Annotated in this window: 18 protein-coding genes; 13 read left to right on the top strand and 5 right to left on the bottom strand. The window is 68.3% G+C overall.

What is annotated here, in order from left to right; all coding sequences use genetic code 11:
- Positions 1-67 precede the first annotated feature (67 nt).
- The gene (locus tag BLJ79_RS20250) at positions 68-1,549 is read right to left on the bottom strand and encodes an MFS transporter (protein ID WP_083411509.1); all 1,482 of its coding nucleotides are present in this window, start codon (positions 1,547-1,549) and stop codon (positions 68-70) included.
- Between the two features lie 148 nt (positions 1,550-1,697).
- On the opposite strand from BLJ79_RS20250, the gene BLJ79_RS20255 reads away from it, so the two are divergent.
- Positions 1,698-2,801 (top strand): LLM class flavin-dependent oxidoreductase, encoded by a 1,104-nt coding sequence (locus BLJ79_RS20255; RefSeq protein WP_071216602.1) that lies wholly within the window; start codon positions 1,698-1,700, stop codon positions 2,799-2,801.
- Complete coding sequence (locus BLJ79_RS20260; RefSeq protein ID WP_071216603.1) at positions 2,794-3,246, top strand: MarR family winged helix-turn-helix transcriptional regulator; 453 nt, start codon at positions 2,794-2,796, stop codon at positions 3,244-3,246. The genes BLJ79_RS20255 and BLJ79_RS20260 overlap by 8 nt, the downstream gene beginning before the upstream one ends.
- A gap of 102 nt (positions 3,247-3,348) precedes the next feature.
- On the opposite strand, the gene BLJ79_RS20265 is transcribed toward BLJ79_RS20260, so the two are convergent.
- Both BLJ79_RS20265 and BLJ79_RS20270 read right to left on the bottom strand, forming a co-directional pair.
- A complete protein-coding gene (locus tag BLJ79_RS20265) occupies positions 3,349-3,861 on the bottom strand; it encodes a GNAT family N-acetyltransferase (RefSeq protein ID WP_071216604.1) in 513 nt (170 codons plus the stop codon).
- An 86-nt stretch (positions 3,862-3,947) separates the two neighbouring features.
- Complete coding sequence (locus BLJ79_RS20270) at positions 3,948-4,313, bottom strand: SPW repeat domain-containing protein (protein ID WP_071216605.1); 366 nt, start codon at positions 4,311-4,313, stop codon at positions 3,948-3,950.
- Between the two features lie 385 nt (positions 4,314-4,698).
- Between BLJ79_RS20270 and BLJ79_RS20275 the strand changes: the two genes are divergently transcribed.
- From BLJ79_RS20275 to BLJ79_RS20300, 6 genes are all read left to right on the top strand, one after another.
- Entirely contained in the window at positions 4,699-4,908 is a 210-nt protein-coding gene (locus BLJ79_RS20275) for a DUF4287 domain-containing protein (RefSeq protein ID WP_071216606.1), read from the top strand.
- A gap of 30 nt (positions 4,909-4,938) precedes the next feature.
- Positions 4,939-5,640 carry a VC0807 family protein gene (locus BLJ79_RS20280; protein WP_071216607.1) on the top strand — a complete coding sequence of 234 codons (702 nt, stop codon included), beginning with the start codon at positions 4,939-4,941 and terminating at the stop codon, positions 5,638-5,640.
- 81 nt (positions 5,641-5,721) lie between these two features.
- On the top strand, positions 5,722-6,699 hold the full coding sequence (locus BLJ79_RS20285) for a D-alanyl-D-alanine carboxypeptidase family protein (RefSeq protein WP_071216608.1): 978 nt from the start codon (positions 5,722-5,724) through the stop codon (positions 6,697-6,699).
- Positions 6,700-6,756: 57 nt separating this feature from the next.
- Positions 6,757-8,403, top strand: a complete 1,647-nt coding sequence (gene abc-f / locus BLJ79_RS20290; protein WP_071216609.1) for a ribosomal protection-like ABC-F family protein — start codon at positions 6,757-6,759, stop codon at positions 8,401-8,403.
- Positions 8,404-8,567: 164 nt separating this feature from the next.
- On the top strand, positions 8,568-9,035 hold the full coding sequence (locus BLJ79_RS23480; protein WP_071216610.1) for a hypothetical protein: 468 nt from the start codon (positions 8,568-8,570) through the stop codon (positions 9,033-9,035).
- A gap of 13 nt (positions 9,036-9,048) precedes the next feature.
- A complete protein-coding gene (locus tag BLJ79_RS20300) occupies positions 9,049-10,131 on the top strand; it encodes a carboxylate-amine ligase (protein WP_071216677.1) in 1,083 nt (360 codons plus the stop codon).
- A 228-nt stretch (positions 10,132-10,359) separates the two neighbouring features.
- Here BLJ79_RS20300 and BLJ79_RS20305 read toward each other — a convergent pair whose 3' ends face one another.
- A complete protein-coding gene (locus BLJ79_RS20305; protein ID WP_071216611.1) occupies positions 10,360-11,712 on the bottom strand; it encodes a 6-phospho-beta-glucosidase in 1,353 nt (450 codons plus the stop codon).
- A complete protein-coding gene (locus tag BLJ79_RS20310) occupies positions 11,709-12,458 on the bottom strand; it encodes a DeoR/GlpR family DNA-binding transcription regulator (protein WP_071216612.1) in 750 nt (249 codons plus the stop codon). Before BLJ79_RS20310 ends, BLJ79_RS20305 begins: the two co-directional genes overlap by 4 nt.
- Positions 12,459-12,630: 172 nt before the next feature.
- Between BLJ79_RS20310 and BLJ79_RS20315 the strand changes: the two genes are divergently transcribed.
- The 5 genes from BLJ79_RS20315 (at position 12,631) to BLJ79_RS20335 (ending at position 17,534) form a co-directional block, all read left to right on the top strand.
- The gene (locus BLJ79_RS20315; protein ID WP_071216613.1) at positions 12,631-13,746 is read left to right on the top strand and encodes a PfkB family carbohydrate kinase; all 1,116 of its coding nucleotides are present in this window, start codon (positions 12,631-12,633) and stop codon (positions 13,744-13,746) included.
- 87 nt (positions 13,747-13,833) lie between these two features.
- Entirely contained in the window at positions 13,834-15,198 is a 1,365-nt protein-coding gene (locus tag BLJ79_RS20320; RefSeq protein ID WP_071216614.1) for an ABC transporter substrate-binding protein, read from the top strand.
- A complete protein-coding gene (locus BLJ79_RS20325) occupies positions 15,173-16,093 on the top strand; it encodes a carbohydrate ABC transporter permease (RefSeq protein WP_083411511.1) in 921 nt (306 codons plus the stop codon). Before BLJ79_RS20320 ends, BLJ79_RS20325 begins: the two co-directional genes overlap by 26 nt.
- Positions 16,090-16,905: a carbohydrate ABC transporter permease gene (locus tag BLJ79_RS20330; RefSeq protein ID WP_071216615.1), complete on the top strand. Its 816-nt coding sequence runs from the start codon at positions 16,090-16,092 to the stop codon at positions 16,903-16,905. Before BLJ79_RS20325 ends, BLJ79_RS20330 begins: the two co-directional genes overlap by 4 nt.
- Before the next feature lie 38 nt (positions 16,906-16,943).
- Positions 16,944-17,534, top strand: a complete 591-nt coding sequence (locus BLJ79_RS20335) for a GNAT family N-acetyltransferase (protein ID WP_071216616.1) — start codon at positions 16,944-16,946, stop codon at positions 17,532-17,534.
- Positions 17,535-17,635: the final 101 nt, after the last annotated feature.

The raw sequence follows: 17,635 nt of genomic DNA on the forward strand, positions 1-17,635 counted from the left end.
GGTCCCGGAACCCACGCCCACGGACCCACGTCGAGCCTGCAGCCCATCCCCGCGTTGGCACCGAGGCTCAGGTCTTTGAGTCCTCCAGTGCATCGCGCGGAACCGCAAAGAGCGACAGCGCACACACGATCGCGGTGCCGCCGCAGATCGCCCACACAACCATGTAGCCGGCCAGCGGAGCGGCGAAGTTCTCGCCCGCCCCGTCCGAGACTGCACCGGCCACCTGCCCGATGAGCGCCAGCCCGAAGATCGCCGAGGCGAAGGACCCGCCAACGGTCTTGATCGCATTTGTCAGCCCGGTGGCCATGCCGGTTCGGTTGAACGGCGCGGCGGCAGCAGCCGCCGCGGGCAGGGCCGCAACCAGGGCCCCGGAGCCGATCCCCGCCACCATCATGTTCGCCAGCACCTGCGCCAGCGAATCGTGCAACGGCAGGAAGAGCAGGTATCCGATCCCGACCAGGGCACTGGCAGCAACCAGCGTCATCCGGGTCCCGGCCCAGCGGGCCACGACGGGGAAGAGCAGCGCGCCGATGAGCAGCGCCAACACGTAGGCACCGATGATGACCGAGACCCCGGAGGCGCTCAGCCCCAGTCCGTAGCCGTTCACGACCGGATCGGTGCGGGCGAAGGTGCTCATCGGGATCTGGGCTCCCAACACCGAGACCCCGAAGAGCCCTGCCGTCAGCTGCACCGGCCACATCGCCCGGGCGAAGAGCACCTTGAAGTCGATCAGCGGGTCCTTCTGCTTGTTCTCGTGGCGATAGAACACGTAGAGCACCGCCAGCCCCAGCACCAGGCATGCCCACACCAGCGGGCTGGAAGGCCCGTTGATGCGCAGGAAGCTCAGGCCGCTGGTGAGCAGCAGCAGTCCCACGGCCAGGTAGGTGAAGCCCCCGCCGTCGATCCTGGCCCCGTTGCGGTCCCCGTCGTCGGGCACCCCGAAGGCCACCGCGAAGATACACGCGGTGGTGGCGACGGCGGGGACGGCCAGGGTCAGTGCGATGTTCCCGTCGAACACCCCGATCAGTGCGCCGCCGGCCAGCGCCCCGCCGATCACCCCGACCTCCAATGCGCCGACCAGCAGGCCCGCGGCGCGCCTGGTCATCGGCCCGGGCACGCCGAGCTTTCGGGCGCGGGAGAAGACGATCGCGATTTCCAGCGGGAGCCACACCGCGTAGAAGCCCTGGAGCGCCCACGCGATGAGGAAGGTCGTGAAGGATCCGGAGAACACCACGGCCCAGGAGGCAATCGCGGTGACGACGGCCGAGAGCAGGAGCATTTTCTTGTGCCCGAAGATGTCCCCCAGCGAGGCCAGCAGCGGCACGGCCAGCGCGGAAACCATCAGCTGGGCGGCCTCGAACCAGTTCACGTCCGCGTCGTGGATCCCCAGGTGGCGGGCGATATCGGTCATCAGCGGCGTGTAATAGCCCTGCAGGATCCCGCTGGTCAGTTCGACGATGGCCAGGAACCCGACGATCCCCGCCACCGCGCTCCAGCGCACCGGTTGCGCCCTGGCCGGGTCCTCGTGGGCGGAAAGCGGGGTGTCCATAGCGGGAGCCTATCGCGAAGCCGCACCGGAGGGTGAGGCACCTCACGCGGGTGCCGGGGAATTATTCCACTGCGGCACGCGCTATTACATGCAAACGCATACAACTCTGGCACAATGGATACCAGAGACCAGCACACAGGAGGCAACCATGCAGTTCGGAATTTTCTCGGTCAGCGACATCACCCGCGACCCCACCACCGGCAAGACCCCATCCGAGGCACAGCGCATCAAGGACATCGTGGCCATCGCCAAGAAGACCGAAGAGGTCGGCATGGATGTCGTCGCCATCGGCGAGCACCACAACCGCCCGTTCTTCTCGTCCTCCCCGACCACAACCCTGGCCTACATCGCGGCGCAGACCGAGAAGATCATCCTCTCCACCGCCACCACGCTGATCACCACCAACGACCCGGTGAAGATCGCCGAGGACTTCGCGATGCTCCAGCACCTGGCCGACGGCCGCGTGGACCTGGTGCTGGGCCGCGGCAACACCGCCCCGGTCTACCCGTGGTTCGGGAAGAACATGCAGGACTCGGTGAACCTGACCATCGAAAACTACAACCTGCTGCGCCGCCTCTGGGACGAGGACACGGTGAACTGGGAGGGCAAGTTCCGCACCCCGCTGCAGAACTTCACCTCGACCCCGCGACCGCTCGACGGCGTGGCACCCTTTGTCTGGCACGGCTCGATCCGCACCCCGCAGATCGCCGAGATCGCCGCCTACTACGGCGACGGCTTCTTCGCCAACAACATCTTCTGGCCCAAGGAACACTACATCCAGCTGATCAACCTCTACCGCGAGCGCTACGAGCACTACGGCCACGGCCGCGCCGACCAGGCCATGGTGGGCCTGGGCGGACAGTTCTTCATCCGCAAGAACTCCCAGGATGCCAAGAACGAATTCCGCCCGTACTTCAACAACGCCCCGGTCTACGGCCACGGGCCTTCCATGGAGGACTTCACCGACCAGACCCCGCTCACCGTGGGATCGCCGCAGGAAATGATCGACAAGACCCTCACCTTCCAGGAGGCCTTCGGCAACTACCACCGCCAGCTCTTCCTGGTCGACCACGCGGGCCTGCCGGTCAAGACCGTCCTGGAGCAGCTTGACCTCTTCGGCGAAGAGGTCCTGCCGACGCTGCGCAAGGAACTGGCCAGCCGCAAGCCGGCCGACCACCCGGATTCGCCGACCCACGCCAACCGCGTCGCCGCCCGCGACGCGAAGCTGGCCGCCGGGAGTGACAATGCCTAGCCCGGCCTCGCTGCGCACCTCCAACGCCGCCTGGGAGGCGCTGTTCCGGGCGCAGGTCACGGTGATGCGCGAGATCCAGAAGCTGCCGGAGTTCAAGGAAATCAGCACCCGCGAATACGACGTGCTCTTCAACCTCTCGCGCTGCGAGGCTGGAACCAGCCGCCTCAAGGACCTGAACCAGCACCTGCTGATCTCCCAGCCAAGCCTCAGCCGCATGGCCGAGCGCCTCGAGGCCAAGGGCCTGGTCACCCGCAAGCCGGATCCCACCGACCAGCGGGCGGTGCTCTTTACGCTCACGGACGAGGGCACCCGATTGCAGAAGGCCATCGGCCGCGAGCACGTCAAAGGCATCCACGCCCTGATCGGCACCGCGCTGACGGCCGAAGAGTTCGCAACGCTGGCGGAGCTAACGACCAAGCTGCGCCTGCACATGGAAGCGCGCTAACCACCGAATCCCCAGGCACGAAGCAGGGGCCCGCCAACCAAGGATCTTATTCCCTGGCCGGCGGGCCCCTGCCTGTGCCAGGGATCAACTCGGCGGGGCCGCTCAGACCCCGAACGGTTCGGCGTATCGGAAGTTGCCCTTTGGCAGCGGCATGTCCGACAGATTCAGCACCATGAAGTAGTCACCCCAGGACGGGTCCGAGGGGATGATGCCAGCGGGAATGGCTGGCCCGTAGCCAAATCGACCGTAGTACTCCGGGTTCCCCAACAGCACGATCGCCCGCTCTCCATGCTTGGCCGCGCGGTTCCGGATTTCGTCCAGCAGCGCCGTGCCCACGCCTTGCCTTTGGTGGCCGGGTTCAACCGACACCGGCCCAATGCCCAGCAGGGGGATGTCGCCATCGAGCCACCCGCGGGTGGCAATCGCGTGGCCCACCAAGTGGCCGTTGATCTCAGCCACCACGGAATACTCGGGCAGGTATCCGTCGCAGGAGTAGAGCTCGGAGAGCAATACGGCTTCCCCGGGCTCCCTATGCGAGTCCGGGTCGGCGAATGCCCGAACGGTCAGTTGACGGATAGTCTGACGATCGGCCGGAACCTCGCTTCGAATCTTCATCTCCCCAGCCTAGCTTTCCGCACACGATCACTTTCCGGAGCAGGCCAAGGGCCCGGTCAACGACCGGGCCCTTGAATTTTGGTTGTCTAGTGCGAGCCGATTGGGTGATGCTCGTGGTAGACCTTCATCGCGGGCTGAATTGCCATGATCGAGGCAATCAGTGCCACAATTCCCGGGATCCAGGTATTCCATGCCACGCCCGGCATACCCGAGGCGAAGCTGCCCATCCAGGGAGATGCGACAACGAGCGCGGCCACAACCAGCTGCACCCATTCGGCCACGGGCATGCCCGGGGCCGCCAAGTTGATTACACCGATGACAATCAAGACGATGCCGCCGGTCAGCATGTAGGCATCCGAGGATCCCACAGCCGTAGTCCACGTCATGGCCAAGACGGTGTAAAGGCCAGCAGCCACGGCGAGCCAATTCTGCCATGCAGTCCATCGCTTCATGGTCCAGATCTCCTTTTGTCTTCTACGCACCCCCCGATCGCGGATGTTCCGCAATCGCACAGGATGCCCTTGCCGTACCGACGATCCAGCTGGCCCCAACCTTCCTGCCGCGCTGTCCCTTCGGCTGTAATCCCATCGTGCCCGTAGCGCCCGTCCTCGGGTAGGGTCCAAAGTCACGGTGCCGAGAACGACAGCCATGGCGGTGCCCTCCCAGCGGTCGCGAGCACTTGTGGTGAGGCATGCGGGCGCCAACCCGGTACCCATTCGACGACCGGAAATTTCGCGAGCAAATCCAGGTGAGGCACCAGTAGTGTTTCGCGAGCACTTTGGGTGAGGCACGCACCCACCCTTGCGGCGTCCCGCCCGGCTGTGTTTGATGGAAAGCATGAGCGAATCCGTCAAGGGCCCCAAATCCTATTTCCCGTCGATCGAGTCAAGGTACGGCCACCCCGTTGGCCACTGGATGGAACTCCTGGACCAGGTGGCGGACCAAAAGCACCTGGAGCAGGTGAACTGGCTCAAGACCGAACACGGGATCGGCCACGGTCATGCCAATTCCCTGGTCCACGTCTACCGCGCCGAACACCAGCCATAGGCATAAGCCGCCCTCGGTGGCAGTCCCGAAATGACACGAAGGCAACGCAAGGAAACCGGCAAGCGTGCCCCGGACGCCGGTCGTCGGGCCGCGGGCCGGTTGCGCGGTTTCCTGGGCATGGTCGCGGCCATTGCGGCACCCCCGTTATTGTTCTACCTCCTGCGCCATGCCGGGTTGTCCATCTACGTGTCCCTGGTGGTTGTCGCGGTGGCCACCGGTTTGCCGGCCCTGGGCTCGCTCGCCCGGCGCGGCCCGAAGAAGCACGTGATAGCTACCTACTTTTCCCTCGCCTCCGTGGCCGCTGTCGTTCTGGCGTTCGTCCCGGGCAGCCCGCAATTCCTGCTGGCCCGCGACGCGCTGATCACCGCCGGAACCGGCATCTGGTTCATCTCCACGCTGCGGGGTGCACGGCCCCTGGTCTACACCTTGACCAAGCCCGTCCTCGAGGCCCGCTTTCACTGGCCCGGGGGCTGGGAAACGCATTGGGAGCAAGCACCGCGTTTCCGGCGGATGTGGCGCATCTCCACAATCATGTGGGGGTGCGGATTCCTGCTTGACGCGGTGCTGCGTGTGGTCCTGGCCTACTCGCTGGAACCCGACGCGGTACCCGCGGCGACCACCGCAATGTACCTGGCGACAAACCTCGTCCTGATCCTGCTGAGCAACGTCTTCTACATCTCCTCGGGAATGCTCAATCCACGCTCCATTCTCTTTGCCCCGGCAGATGGCTAGGATGGGCCAATCGATTCCTTGCCCGTCCGCGGCCCGGTTCCGATTCGGAAACCCACCACCCAGCCAACGGAGTTCGCCCACATGAGCAAACGGTCCCGCCGCCCGGTCGCATTCGGCGCCGCGGCCTTCGCACTGGCATTGGCCATCTCCCCGTTGGCGGGCCCGCCCGCGCTGGCCACGCCAACCCCCATGCACCAGGTGGCGCGACCGCAGCATGAAGCCACACCGGCATTGACCCCCACGGCACTGTTGGCCACCAAGCCCAAGCCCCCGCGGGACCCCGCCAGGGCCGATGTCCTGGTCAACAAGAAATACCCGCTGATCCCCCGCAAGTACGTGCCAAGGCTCACCGAGGTGCCGGGCACGGGGATCCGCTTGCAGCCACAGGCCGCCAAGTCCTACAAGAAGCTGGTTGCCGCGGCCCGCCGCGACGGGGTGGACATCAGGCTCACCTCCGGATATCGATCCTATGCAGTGCAAAAGGGACTGCTCGAGAAATACACCCGCGCCTACGGCCCGGCCTACGCCCAGCGCATCGCGGCCAAGCCCGGCACCTCGGAGCACCAGACCGGGCTGGCCATCGACGTGGGAAACCGCAACCGCGCATGCGCCCTGCAAGCCTGCTTCGCCAGCACCAAGGTCGGCAAGTGGATGGCCAAGAACGCCCCGAGGCACGGCTTCATCCTCCGCTACCCCAAGGGGATGGAATCGACCACCGGCTACGCCTACGAGCCGTGGCACTTCCGCTACGTCGGCACCGCCCAGGCCAAGGCCATGGCTGGGTCCAAGTCCAAGACCCTCGAGCACTTCTACGGCGTGGCCCAGGCGCCCAAATCCACCGCTTCCAAGCCTTCGGCACCCAAATCCGGAACAGTGAAGGGCACCAAGACGACCACCGCGAACCTGAACCTGCGCCGCGGACCGTCCACCGGAACCACCATCATCAAGACCGTCCCCAGGGACTCGATGGTTCGGCTGACCGGCAAGAAAKCCGGGCCCTGGGTCCAGGCGACGCACCGGGGCGCGACCGGGTGGATGAGCTTGCGGTACCTGCGCTGAACGCCCGTGCCGCGACCCGATGACCGGGAGTGCGCCCGGGGAATCTAAACTGGAACAATGACTGCAACACTCGTGGCCAAGGACCTTGCCGGCGGCCACGCCCACCGAACCCTTTTCTCCTCCCTCAGCTTCACCGTCTCCCCCGGGGACGTCATCGGGGTGGTGGGGGCCAACGGCGCCGGCAAGTCCACGCTGCTGCGGCTGCTCGCCGGGGTCGACGAGCCGCTGGGCGGCACCGTCTCCTCCGCGCCGGACGGCGCATTCATCGGCTGGCTGCCGCAGGAACACGAGCGCATCGCCGGCGAAACCATCGATGCCTACCTGGCCCGGCGCACCGGCTGCGCCGCGGCCACGCACGCCATGGAATCCACCGCCGAGGCCCTGGGATCCGGGGCCCCGGGTGCCGACGACGCCTATGCGGCGGCCTTCGACCACTGGATGGCCTCCGGCGCCGCGGACCTCGAGGACCGCGCCCCGGCCACGCTGGCCGAGCTGGGCCTCACCCTGCCCACCGACACCCTGATGACCGCGCTGTCCGGCGGGCAGGTCGCCCGAGTGGCCCTGGCCGCGCTGCTGCTGAGCCGCTTCGACTTGGTGCTGCTCGACGAGCCGACCAACGACCTGGACCTGGCCGGGCTTGAACGCCTCGAATCCTTCGTCTCCTCGCTGCGCACCGGCGTGGTGCTGGTCTCCCACGACCGCGAATTCCTGGCCCGCTGCGTGACCCGCATCGTCGAGCTCGACCTGGCACAGAACCAGGTCGCTGTCTACGACGGCGGCTACGACTCCTACCTGGAAGAGCGGGCCATCAACCGCCGGCACGCCCGCGAGGCCTACGACGAGTTCGCCGACAAGAAGGCGGATCTTGTCTCCCGCGCCCGGACCCAGCGCGAATGGTCCTCGCAGGGCGTGCGCAACGCCATGAAGAAAAACCCGGACAACGACAAGCTCCGGCGCAAGGCCTCCAACGAGTCCTCGGAGAAGCAGGCGCAGAAGGTCCGCCAGATGGAATCGCGCATCAAGCGCCTGGACGAGGTCGCCGAGCCGCGCAAGGAATGGGTGCTGCAATTCGAGATCGCCGCCGCACCACGTTCCTCCTCCGTTGTCTCCACGCTCAACGAGGCAACCGTCACCCGCGGGGACTTCACCTTCGGCCCGGTCTCCGCCCAGGTCAACGCCGGGGAGCGGATCGGCATCACCGGCCCCAACGGCGCGGGCAAGTCGACGCTGCTGAACCTGCTGCTGGGGCACCTGGCCCCGGATGCCGGCTCGGCCTCGCTGGGGTCTTCGGTGGCGATCGGCGAGATCGACCAGGCGCGCAGCCAGCTGCCCGAGGACGCCGCGCTGGGAAATGCCTTTGAGCTCGCGGTTCCCGAGATGAACCCGGCCGAGGCCCGCACGCTGCTGGCCAAGTTCGGGCTCAAGGCGCACCAGAGCGCCTCGCTGGTCCGCGACCTGTCCCCCGGCGAACGCACCCGGTCGGGACTGGCCCTGCTGCAGGCCCGCGGGGTCAACCTGCTGGTGCTGGACGAGCCGACCAACCACCTGGATTTGCCGGCCATCGAGCAGCTCGAAGAGGCCCTGGAATCCTACGAGGGCGCGCTGCTGCTGGTGACCCACGACCGCCGGCTGCTGGACAACGTCCGGCTCGATGCCCGCTGGGAGGTCTACGCCGGGAAGGTGCGCATCGGCATCAATTCCTAAAGTTTCCGTTGCAGATTTCCCAACGTCCTGCCATGGAACTTCATGGCAGGACGCTCGATGAAACCGGCGGCCTATTGTGCCGGTGCGGCGCCGCGGAGCAAGATGGTTTGGGCACGCGATGACGTTGCCCATCCCCTTCAGGCCGGTTCGTCGAAAGTGCTCCCATGAAGAAGTCCTTTGGCAAACGCACCTCCCCGTCCATGCTGCGCTCCGCGCCGGACATCCCTCCCGCGCTTGAGCTGTCGGTGCACCCCTCTCGGGTGCCGGCCAACGAGGCACCCACCTGTGGTTCCTGTGGCTCCGGCGACTACCTGGTCTACGAGCACGTCGAGCTGCTGCTGGACCGGCGGCGCGTCCAGCCTCCCTGCTGGGACGTCGAGTTCTGGTGCGGGAAATGCGAGTCGTTCTACGGCATGCTCACCACGCAGGTGCCCGATGACCGTCGAGCCGTGCGGTTGGCCTCCGAGAACCCCCGCTACGTCAGTTACCCCGGGCCCGCGCCGGAATCCGGGGCCGGCACCAAGGTGTCCCGGGACGCGCGCACGCTGGTTCCCGGCCTTGATGGTGCCGCGCCGGTCGCCGCTTTCCTCCTCGACCGGTCCACCGACCGGTTCAGCGGCGCCTTCGAGTAGCGCGGTGCCCGCGGTGCGCACCTTCGGAATCGAGCAGGAATTCTTCCTGATCAACCCCGCCACCGGGCAACCGGCTGTGCCCCGTCGCCACGTCCACAACGAACTCATGGCCGTGGTCGGCGGCGGCACCCTCACACACCCGGAGTTCCTGGCCTGCCAGGTGGAAAGCAGCACCCCGGTCTGCACCACGGGTGCCGAGGCGCTCGATGCGGTGGCCGGCGCCCGCCGCGGCCTGTCCAAGGTGGCCCACGAAGCCGGGCTGCAGCTGGTCGGGCTGGGTACCCCGCCGCGGATCCCCGCGGGCCCGGCGGCCGTCCACGCCTCGGACCGCTACCACGCGATCAACCGGTTCTGTCCCGGCATCGCCGCGGACCAGTATGTCAGCGGCACGCATGTGCACGTGGGCATCGAGGACCTCGAGGCCGGTGTCCAGGCCATGAACTCGCTGCGCCCGTGGCTTCCGCTGCTCACGGCGCTGGGTGCCAACTCGCCGTTCTGGCGCGGCGCCGACAGCGGCTTCGCTTCCTGGCGCACCATCCAGTACCTGCGCTGGTCGGTGCACGGCATCCCCCCGCGCTTCGCCGATGCCCGGGACTACCTGGCGCGCATGGAGTACCTGCTGGCCTCCGACGTGGTGCTGGATGCCGGGCACATCGGCTGGGGCGCCCGCCTCTCGACCCGCTTCCCGACCGTGGAGATCCGGGTGGCCGACGCCCAGCTGTGTGCCTCCGACGTCGTGGTGCTTGCGTTGGTGATGCGCGCCCTGGTGTCCGCCGGAATCCACAGCCCCGCCCGCATCCCGGATCCCGCACCCGAGGCGCTGGACATCGCCCAGTGGCAGGCGGCGAAGTTCGGGACCCGGGGAAACCACTACGACCTGGCCGCAGGATCAAAGTGCAGCCTGGACCGGCGCCTGGAGGCCCTGCTGGACTACATCGGCCCGGAACTGGAGGCCAGCGGCGACACCGACGTCGTGGGTGCCGGGCTGGCGCGCATCGCCGGCGAGGGCAACGGGGCGGCTGCCCAGCGGCGCTTCTTCCGTGCCGGCGGGTTCGATGCGCTGATTTCCGAGGCCGGGGCCCGGCTCCTGGACTGAACCCGTCCCGCAGGCCCGCGCGCACGCGAGGCCTCCCGGTGGTACTCGCCGCCCGCCAGGCTATTGGATTGGGTCTCTGCTCGGTTCCCGGCGAAGATTCCTTTCCCGTGCGGGAAGGCGACCCACGATCTTGGTCATCGGCCGGGATGTCGGCCAACAAAGCCCACTCTCACGGTCCTCGCGCGGGCGCGTGTATCCGCTCCATGCGACCGAAAGCCTGCCCGGGGCTCAGGCCCCGCCGGACAGTGCTTCGGCCACCCCCGGGATCCGTTCCCGGTAGTTCTGCAGCAGTTGCCGCGCGACGGAGATCGAGTCCACCAGCGGGTGGGCGGCCAGCGCCCGCCAGGCCAGCGTCTCGCTCCTTTCGCGCGACGCGGCGATGACCAGCCGCTCGACGGCCTTGACCTGCTGCAGCAGCCCGAGCATCTCCCCGGTGACCGGGGCGATGGCCTTGGGCACGATGCCGGCGGCGCTGACGGTGCACGGCACCTCGATCACCGCATCGTCGGGAAGCTGGGGAACCACCCCGCGGTTGGCGACGTTCAGGATCATGGTGGCCGGCGTCCCGCCCAGCAGCGCCGCCATCAGGTCCAGGGCGACCTGCTGGTAGCCCCCGCCCTCGATGTCCGCGGCCTCGCGGTTGGTGCGCTGGTCCTCGGGCCGGCTCTCGGCCATGTAGCTGGCCTCGCGCTCGTGCTTGGTGGCCAGCCAGGACTCCAGCGCGCGCTCCGGGTGCGCGGCGGCATCCGTGTAGAAGCCGGACTGCTGGCGGTGCAGGAATTCCCCTCGGGTGGGTTCCGGGCCGCGCAGCCGCTCGGTGGCCTCGCGCTGGAAGTAGTAGTAGTACAGGTACTCGTTGGGGATCGCGCCCAGCGCCCGGACCCAGTCCGGGCCCATCAGCCGGGCCTCCTCGATCCCCTCCAGCGCCGCGTCGTCGGCCAGCAGCGCAGGGAGCCTGTCCACCCCGTCCACGCGCAGCGCGCGCAGCCAACCCAGGTGGTTCAGGCCCACGTAGTCGAAGTCCACCTGCTCCGGGGTGGAGCCGATGGCGGCCACGGCCCGGCGCATCAGCCCGATGGGGGTGTCGCAGATCCCCACGACGTTGTCCCCCAGCGCTTCGCGCATCGCCTCGGTGACGATGCCGGCGGGGTTGGTGAAGTTGATGACGGTTGCCTCCGGTGCGTGCCTGGCCACGCGCTCGGCCAGGTCACGGGCGTGCGGCAGGGTGCGCAGGGCGTAGGCCAGGCCGCCGGGCCCGGTGGTTTCCTGGCCGAGCACGCCCATTTCCAGCGCGACGCGCTCGTCCTGGATCCGTCCCTCGGTCCCGCCGATGCGCATGGCGGAGAAGATGAACCTGGCCCCGGTGACAGCCTCGTCCAGCGAGGCGGCGGTGGTGACCGTCGGGGGCGCGGGCAGGGTCGGGGCCAGCTGCGCCAGCACGGCCTMGATGGCCGCCACCCGCACCGGGTCGGAGTCGAAGAGGCACAGCTGCGTGATGCGCACGGCCTCGTTCCCGGCCGACAGCGCCTCGAAGATCTGCGGGACCCTGAATCCGCCGCCGCCGATGATGGTCAGTTTCATGCCAGAACCACTTCGCTTCCTGATTTCCTGAATGCTTCGAGGGTGCGCGGATCGGCACCCCGGCTGGTCACCAGCGTGGTGATCCGCGCGGCGGTGCAGACGTCGCGGATCCCCACCCCGGGGAACTTGGTCTCGTCGGCCAGCAGCACGATCTTCGCGCTGGAGTCCAGGATGGCCTGCTTGACCGGCACCTCGATGCCGGTGGTGTCCTGCACCGTGGTGTCTTCCCTGATGCCGCTGCAGCCCAGGAAGCTGATGCTCGCCCGGATGTTGGCCAGCGACGCCAGGGTCAGCGAGCCCACGAGCGAATGGTAGGAGCGGCGCAGCACCCCGCCGAGGATGACCAGTTCCACCTCGGGGTCGGTGCGCAGCTCGTCGAGCACCGCCAGGCTGGAGGTGATGACCGTGATCCTGCGCCCGCGCAGTGCCCGGGCCAGCATCGCGGTCGTCGTGCCGATGTCCAGCAGCACCACGTCTCCGTCCTCGACGAGCTCGGCGGCGCGGTTGGCGATCTTTTCCTTGGCCGGCGAGCTTCTGGCCAGCACCTCGCGGAAGTCGATCTTGTCCGAGTCCAGGGACCCGCCCCCGTGGACCCGGCGCAGGTGCCCCTCGGCGGAGAGCAGGTTCAGGTCCCGCCTGATGGTCGACGGGCTCACCCCCAGGTCGTTGGCCAGTTCCTGGACCGAGACGTCCCCGGCCTCCTGGATCCGGCGCAGGATCGAGCCCTGCCTCGCACTTATCAGCATGCCCCCAGACTAACAGCCACCAATGAGCAGAACCGAGCATTTTCAATCACTTGTACCACCCCCTGGTGCGTGCTAACGTCCAATCAAGGGTGCGCCGCGCGCCCGCATGCCACCGGGCAACCGGCGCGCGTACCGGACCGCCGCTGGCGGCGCAAGCAAGAGGAACCCACAGGTGAACACCGCATCCGAGCCCGGCACCGAACTCGACCTGTTCCTCACCGGCTCGCTCTTTTTCGACATCATCTTCACCGGCCTGCCCACCGCCCCGCAGCCCGGCACCGAGGTCTGGGCCGAGGGCATGGGTTCGGTGCCCGGAGGCATCGCCAACCTCGCGGTGGCCGCCGCCCGGCTGGGCCTGAGCACCGGGCTCTCGGCCGGCTTCGGGGACGACGCCTACGGCGCCTGGTCGTGGTCGCTGCTGGAGGAGCAGGAGGGCATCGACCTGAGCCGCTCGCGCGTCTTCGAGGGCTGGCACTCGGCGCTCACCGTCTCCCTGGCCCGCGGCGGGGACCGCTCCATGATCACCCACGGCCACCCGATGCCCGTCAGCGCCGCCGAGCTCATCGGCACCCCGCCCACCTCCAAGGCCATGATCGCCGAACTGGCCATGCCGGGGCACGAGGAACCGTGGTGGATCGCCACGCACCCGAAGCAGGGCAAGGTTTTCGCCGCGGTCGGCTGGGACCCGACCGAAAAGTGGGACACCTCCACGCTCAACGACCTGGAACTCTGCCACGGGTTCCTGCCCAACCACGTCGAGGCCATGGCCTACTCCCGCACCGACTCGCCCGACGCCGCGCTCAAGGCGCTTTCCTCCCGCGCACCCCTGGTGGTCATCACCCGGGGCGTGGACGGTGCCATCGCCATCGACTCCTCCACCGGGGAACAGGCCAGCGTGCCCAGCCTGCGCGTGGCGGCCATCGACCCGACCGGCGCCGGGGACGTGTTCTCGGCCGGCATCGTGCTGGGCACCCTGGCCGGCTGGCCGCTGGAACGGCGGCTGCTCTTCTCCACGCTCTGTTCGGCCCTGGCCGTGAAGCACTTTGGCGGCTCCCTGGCCTCCCCGGGCTGGGGCGACATCGCCGATTGGTGGGAATCGACGAAGCTGCGCGCCCGGGAAAACGCCGAATGCGCCGACGTCGCCAAGCGCTACGGCTTCCTCGACGAGGTGCTGCCGCAGCACAAGCCCAATGCCGTGCGCCGCGCCGAGGCCACCTTCGGGCTGCTCACCGAGGCCGAGGCCCACTACCGCCCGCACGGGCACGGGCCGCTGCCGCCCTCGCGCTGAACCCCGCTTCCACCCGCGGCCGCCGCCTTCCGCCGCAGCCGGCCGCACACCGATTTCCACCGCACCTTGCATGAAAGGACACACACCATGTCACCGAGAGGCAAAACCCGCACGCTGGCGCTGGCCGCCACGGCCGCCCTCGCCCTGCTGCTTTCGGCCTGCGCCCCCGGCTCCGAGGCCCCGGCCCCGTCGGCCCCGCAAAGCGGCGCGACCATCGAGACGGACGTAGCCAAGATGGGCGAGCAAACCCTCACCGTCTGGGACCAGGAGGTCCGCGGCGGGCAGAACGAGCAGATGACCAAGCTCAACGACGCCTTCGAGGCCAAGTACCCGAACATCACCATCAAGCGCAACTCCCAGTCCTTCGAGGACCTGGGCAAGACCCTGCGCCTGGCCCTGTCCGGCACCGACGCCCCCGACGTGGTCCAGGCCAACAACGCCCGCAACACCATGGGCGCGTTCGTCAAGGCCGGGCAGCTGCTGCCGCTGGATGACTGGGCCAAGGCCTACGGCTGGACCGATCGCTACCCGGCCTCGGTGCTGAAGTACTCGCAGTACTCCACCGACGGCACCACCTTCGGCTCCGGCTCGACCTACGGGCTGCCGCAGGTCGGAGAGGTCGTGGGCGTCTTCTACTCCAAGAAGAAGCTCGAATCCCTGGGCCTGGAGGTCCCGGCCGACTGGGCCGCCTTCGAAACGGCCATCGCCACCGCCAAGGAGAAGGGCGAGACCCCGCTGCTGCTGGGCAACATCGAAAAGTGGCCCGCCGGGCACGTCTTCGGCCCCATCCAGGGCGCCAAGGTGCCCGCGGAACAGATCGAGAAACTCGGCTTCGGCAACGCCGGCGCCTCCTGGACCACCCCGGAGAACCAGGCCGCGGCGGCGGAACTGGCCGACTGGAGCGCCAAGGGCTACTTCAACAAGGGCGTCAACGGCACCGAGTACGATGCCGCCTGGCAGAAGCTGGCCAAGGGCGAGGGAGTGTTCCTGATGGGAGGCTCCTGGATGGCCGCGGACCTGGCCGACGCCATGGGCGAGGACGTCGGGTTCTTCGCCCCGCCGGCCACCGCAGGGGAAGGCGCGCACACCACCGGCGGCACCGGACTGCCGTTCACCGTGACCGCCAAGACCAAAAACGCGGACCTGGCCGCGGCCTACATCGACTTCATCACCAACGAGGACGCGATGAAGGTCCTGGCCGACACCGGGAACCTGCCGGTGCTCGACACCGCGGCGCACGCCCCGGCATCGGGCGTGCTCAAGGACGTGTACACCGCATTCGAGTCCGTCACCACCGACGGGGTGCTGCTGCCGTACCTGGACTACGCGACCCCGACCATGGGCGACACCCTCGGCGACTCGCTGCAGGGCCTGCTGGACGGCCGGATCGACGCGAAGGCCTTCACCGAGGCCATGGAAGCGGACTATGCGGGCTTTACCCAGGGCAAGTAGCACCAGCGGCGCCCCTGGCCGGCACACGGCCCGCCAGGGGCACGCCATCACCCCCTACCTCTTCATCGCCCCGGCCTTCATCATCTACGCGGCGTTCATGCTCTACCCGCTGGCCCGCGCCGTGCACCTCTCGCTCTACGACTGGGACGGGCTGACCCTGGCGACCTTCGTCGGCGCGGGGAACTACACCGGCATCCTGGCCGATACGCGGCTGCGCGCCGCCTTCGGCCATGCCGGCGCCTTCATCTTCTTCTACGCGGTGCTGCCGTGCGGGCTCGGGCTGGTGCTGGCCGCGGTGCTGACCCGGGCCAAGACCCGCGGGCTGGCCCTCTTCCGCACCCTGGTGTTCCTGCCCCAGGTCATCGCGATGGTCGTGGTCTCGGTGGCCTTCAAGCAGATCTACGCGCCCGACGGTCTGCTGAACTCCGGGCTGCGCTCCATCGGACTGGACGGGCTCACGCGCGCGTGGCTCGGGGACTACGTCTTCTCGCTGCCCGCCGTCGGCCTGATCGGCTCCTGGGTGTCCACCGGCCTGGTCACGGTGCTGCTGCTCGCCGGCATGGCCCGCATCCCGACCGAGCTGTTCGAGGCCGCCCGGCTGGACGGCGCCGGCGCGGTGCGCGAGTTCCTCTACATCATCGTCCCCTCGGTGCGCGCCGAACTCACCGTGGCCCTCACACTGACGATCGTCGCCTCGCTGAAGACCTTCGATTTGATCTACATGACCACCTCCGGCGGGCCCGGCTCCTCCACCACCGTGCCCAGCTACGAGGTCTACCGGCGGGCCTTCGAGACCGGTCAGGTCGGGTCCGCCGCGGCCATCGGCGTCACCCTGACCCTCATCATCTTCCTGGTCACCCTGGCCGTGAACCGGGTCTCGGAGCGCGGCGCATGAGGGTCTCGGCCACCGAGCGGACGCTGAACTACGCGATCCTCGTCGGCTTCTCGCTGATCGTGCTCACCCCCGTGGCCTCCATCCTGGCCGCCGCGTTCGGCCCGGCCAACGCGTCGGCCGCCCGCGAGGGGGCCTTCCACCCCGAGAACTTCGCCACCGCCTGGGTGGAGGGGCGCTTCGGGCAGTACATGGGCACCTCGGTGCTGGTGGCGGTGGTCGTGGTGTCCCTGGCCGTGGTGCTCTCGATCCTCTCCGGCTACGCCTTCGGGACCATGAGGTTCCGCGGCGAACAGGCGCTGTTCTACCTCTTCCTGCTGGGCATCATGGTGCCGGCCGAGGCCATCATCGTGCCGCTGTTCTTCGACCTGCGCACCTTCGGGCTCACCGACACCGTCTGGGCCGTGGCGCTGCCGCAGGTCGCCCAGTCCGTGGCGTTCGGCACCTACTGGATGCGCGCCTACTTCAAGTCCGTGAACCCCTCGATCATGGATGCGGCACGCGTGGACGGGGCCTCGAAGGGCCGGATCCTTTTCTCCATCCTGGTGCCCATGGGCCGCCCGGCGATCACCACCATGGTGGTGCTGATGTTCATGTGGACCTGGAACGAGTTCCTGATCCCGCTGGTCATGTCCCCCTCCGGGGAGTTCCGCACCGCGCCGCTGGGCCTGGCCTTCTTCCAGGGCCAATACACCCAGGGCACCGCGCTGCTGGCCGCCGCCGCGGTGATGGTCGCGCTGCCCGTGGTCGTGCTCTACTTCCTGATGCAGCGCCACTTCATCAAGGGCATGCTCGAGGGAGCCGTCAAGGAATAACCGGCGCGCAAAAGGACCAACCGGCGCACAATGGGTGCATGAGGATCCTGCTGCAGACCGCGCGGCTGGTGCTGCGCGAATTCACCGCCGACGATGCAGACCTGCTGGTCGAGCTGGACTCGGACCCGCGGGTCATGCGCTACATCTCCAACGGCGTTCCCACCCCGCGGGAGGAGATCGTCTCCGAGCACATCCCCGCCTACCTGGCCTACCACCGGGCTGGTCCGGACTTCGGGTTCTGGGTGGCCCAGCTGGGCGGCACCGGCGCTTTCACCGGCTGGTTCCACCTGCGCCCCGAGCTCGGGTTCCCGGCCACGGACCCCGAGCTCGGTTACCGGCTCAAGCACGAATCCTGGGGCCGCGGGCTGGCCACCGAAGGCGCCCGCGCGCTGATCGCCCACGGCTTCTCCGTTCCCGCGGTCACCCGCATCCATGCCAACACCATGGCGGTGAACACCGCCTCGCGGCTGGTCATGGAGAAATGCGGGATGGATTTGGTGCGCCACTTCACCGCCGACTGGCCGGTGCACATCGACGGGGACGAGCTCGGCGACGTCGAATACGCCATCACCCGCGATCAGTGGCTGGCTTTGGAACCCGGGCCGCAAGAAGCCATGCCCGTGCAGTGATCCCCCGGTGCCCGGCGGGCTTCGGCCGTGGGCTTGGGCCGCCACATCGCCTACGATGAAAACCAGGGTGCCGCTGGCGCGCTGCGGATCCCGACCGCGAG

It is taken from the genome of Arthrobacter sp. UCD-GKA (assembly GCF_001863355.1).
Lineage (GTDB): Bacteria > Actinomycetota > Actinomycetes > Actinomycetales > Micrococcaceae > Paeniglutamicibacter.

Excerpts from the sequence above, each read along its gene's own strand:
- BLJ79_RS20260 (WP_071216603.1), top strand. The coding sequence starts at position 2,794 with ATGCCTAGCCCGGCCTCGCTGCGCACCTCCAACGCCGCCTGGGAGGCG.
- BLJ79_RS20310 (WP_071216612.1), bottom strand. The coding sequence starts at position 12,458 with ATGCTGATAAGTGCGAGGCAGGGCTCGATCCTGCGCCGGATCCAGGAG.
- BLJ79_RS20325 (WP_083411511.1), top strand. The coding sequence starts at position 15,173 with ATGCGGGCTTTACCCAGGGCAAGTAGCACCAGCGGCGCCCCTGGCCGG.
- BLJ79_RS20330 (WP_071216615.1), top strand. The coding sequence starts at position 16,090 with ATGAGGGTCTCGGCCACCGAGCGGACGCTGAACTACGCGATCCTCGTC.
- BLJ79_RS20275 (WP_071216606.1), top strand. The coding sequence starts at position 4,699 with ATGAGCGAATCCGTCAAGGGCCCCAAATCCTATTTCCCGTCGATCGAG.
- BLJ79_RS20270 (WP_071216605.1), bottom strand. The coding sequence starts at position 4,313 with ATGAAGCGATGGACTGCATGGCAGAATTGGCTCGCCGTGGCTGCTGGC.
- abc-f (WP_071216609.1), top strand. The coding sequence starts at position 6,757 with ATGACTGCAACACTCGTGGCCAAGGACCTTGCCGGCGGCCACGCCCAC.
- BLJ79_RS20320 (WP_071216614.1), top strand. The coding sequence starts at position 13,834 with ATGTCACCGAGAGGCAAAACCCGCACGCTGGCGCTGGCCGCCACGGCC.
- BLJ79_RS20280 (WP_071216607.1), top strand. The coding sequence starts at position 4,939 with ATGACACGAAGGCAACGCAAGGAAACCGGCAAGCGTGCCCCGGACGCC.
- BLJ79_RS20265 (WP_071216604.1), bottom strand. The coding sequence starts at position 3,861 with ATGAAGATTCGAAGCGAGGTTCCGGCCGATCGTCAGACTATCCGTCAA.
- BLJ79_RS20335 (WP_071216616.1), top strand. The coding sequence starts at position 16,944 with ATGAGGATCCTGCTGCAGACCGCGCGGCTGGTGCTGCGCGAATTCACC.
- BLJ79_RS20250 (WP_083411509.1), bottom strand. The coding sequence starts at position 1,549 with ATGGACACCCCGCTTTCCGCCCACGAGGACCCGGCCAGGGCGCAACCG.
- BLJ79_RS20255 (WP_071216602.1), top strand. The coding sequence starts at position 1,698 with ATGCAGTTCGGAATTTTCTCGGTCAGCGACATCACCCGCGACCCCACC.
- BLJ79_RS23480 (WP_071216610.1), top strand. The coding sequence starts at position 8,568 with ATGAAGAAGTCCTTTGGCAAACGCACCTCCCCGTCCATGCTGCGCTCC.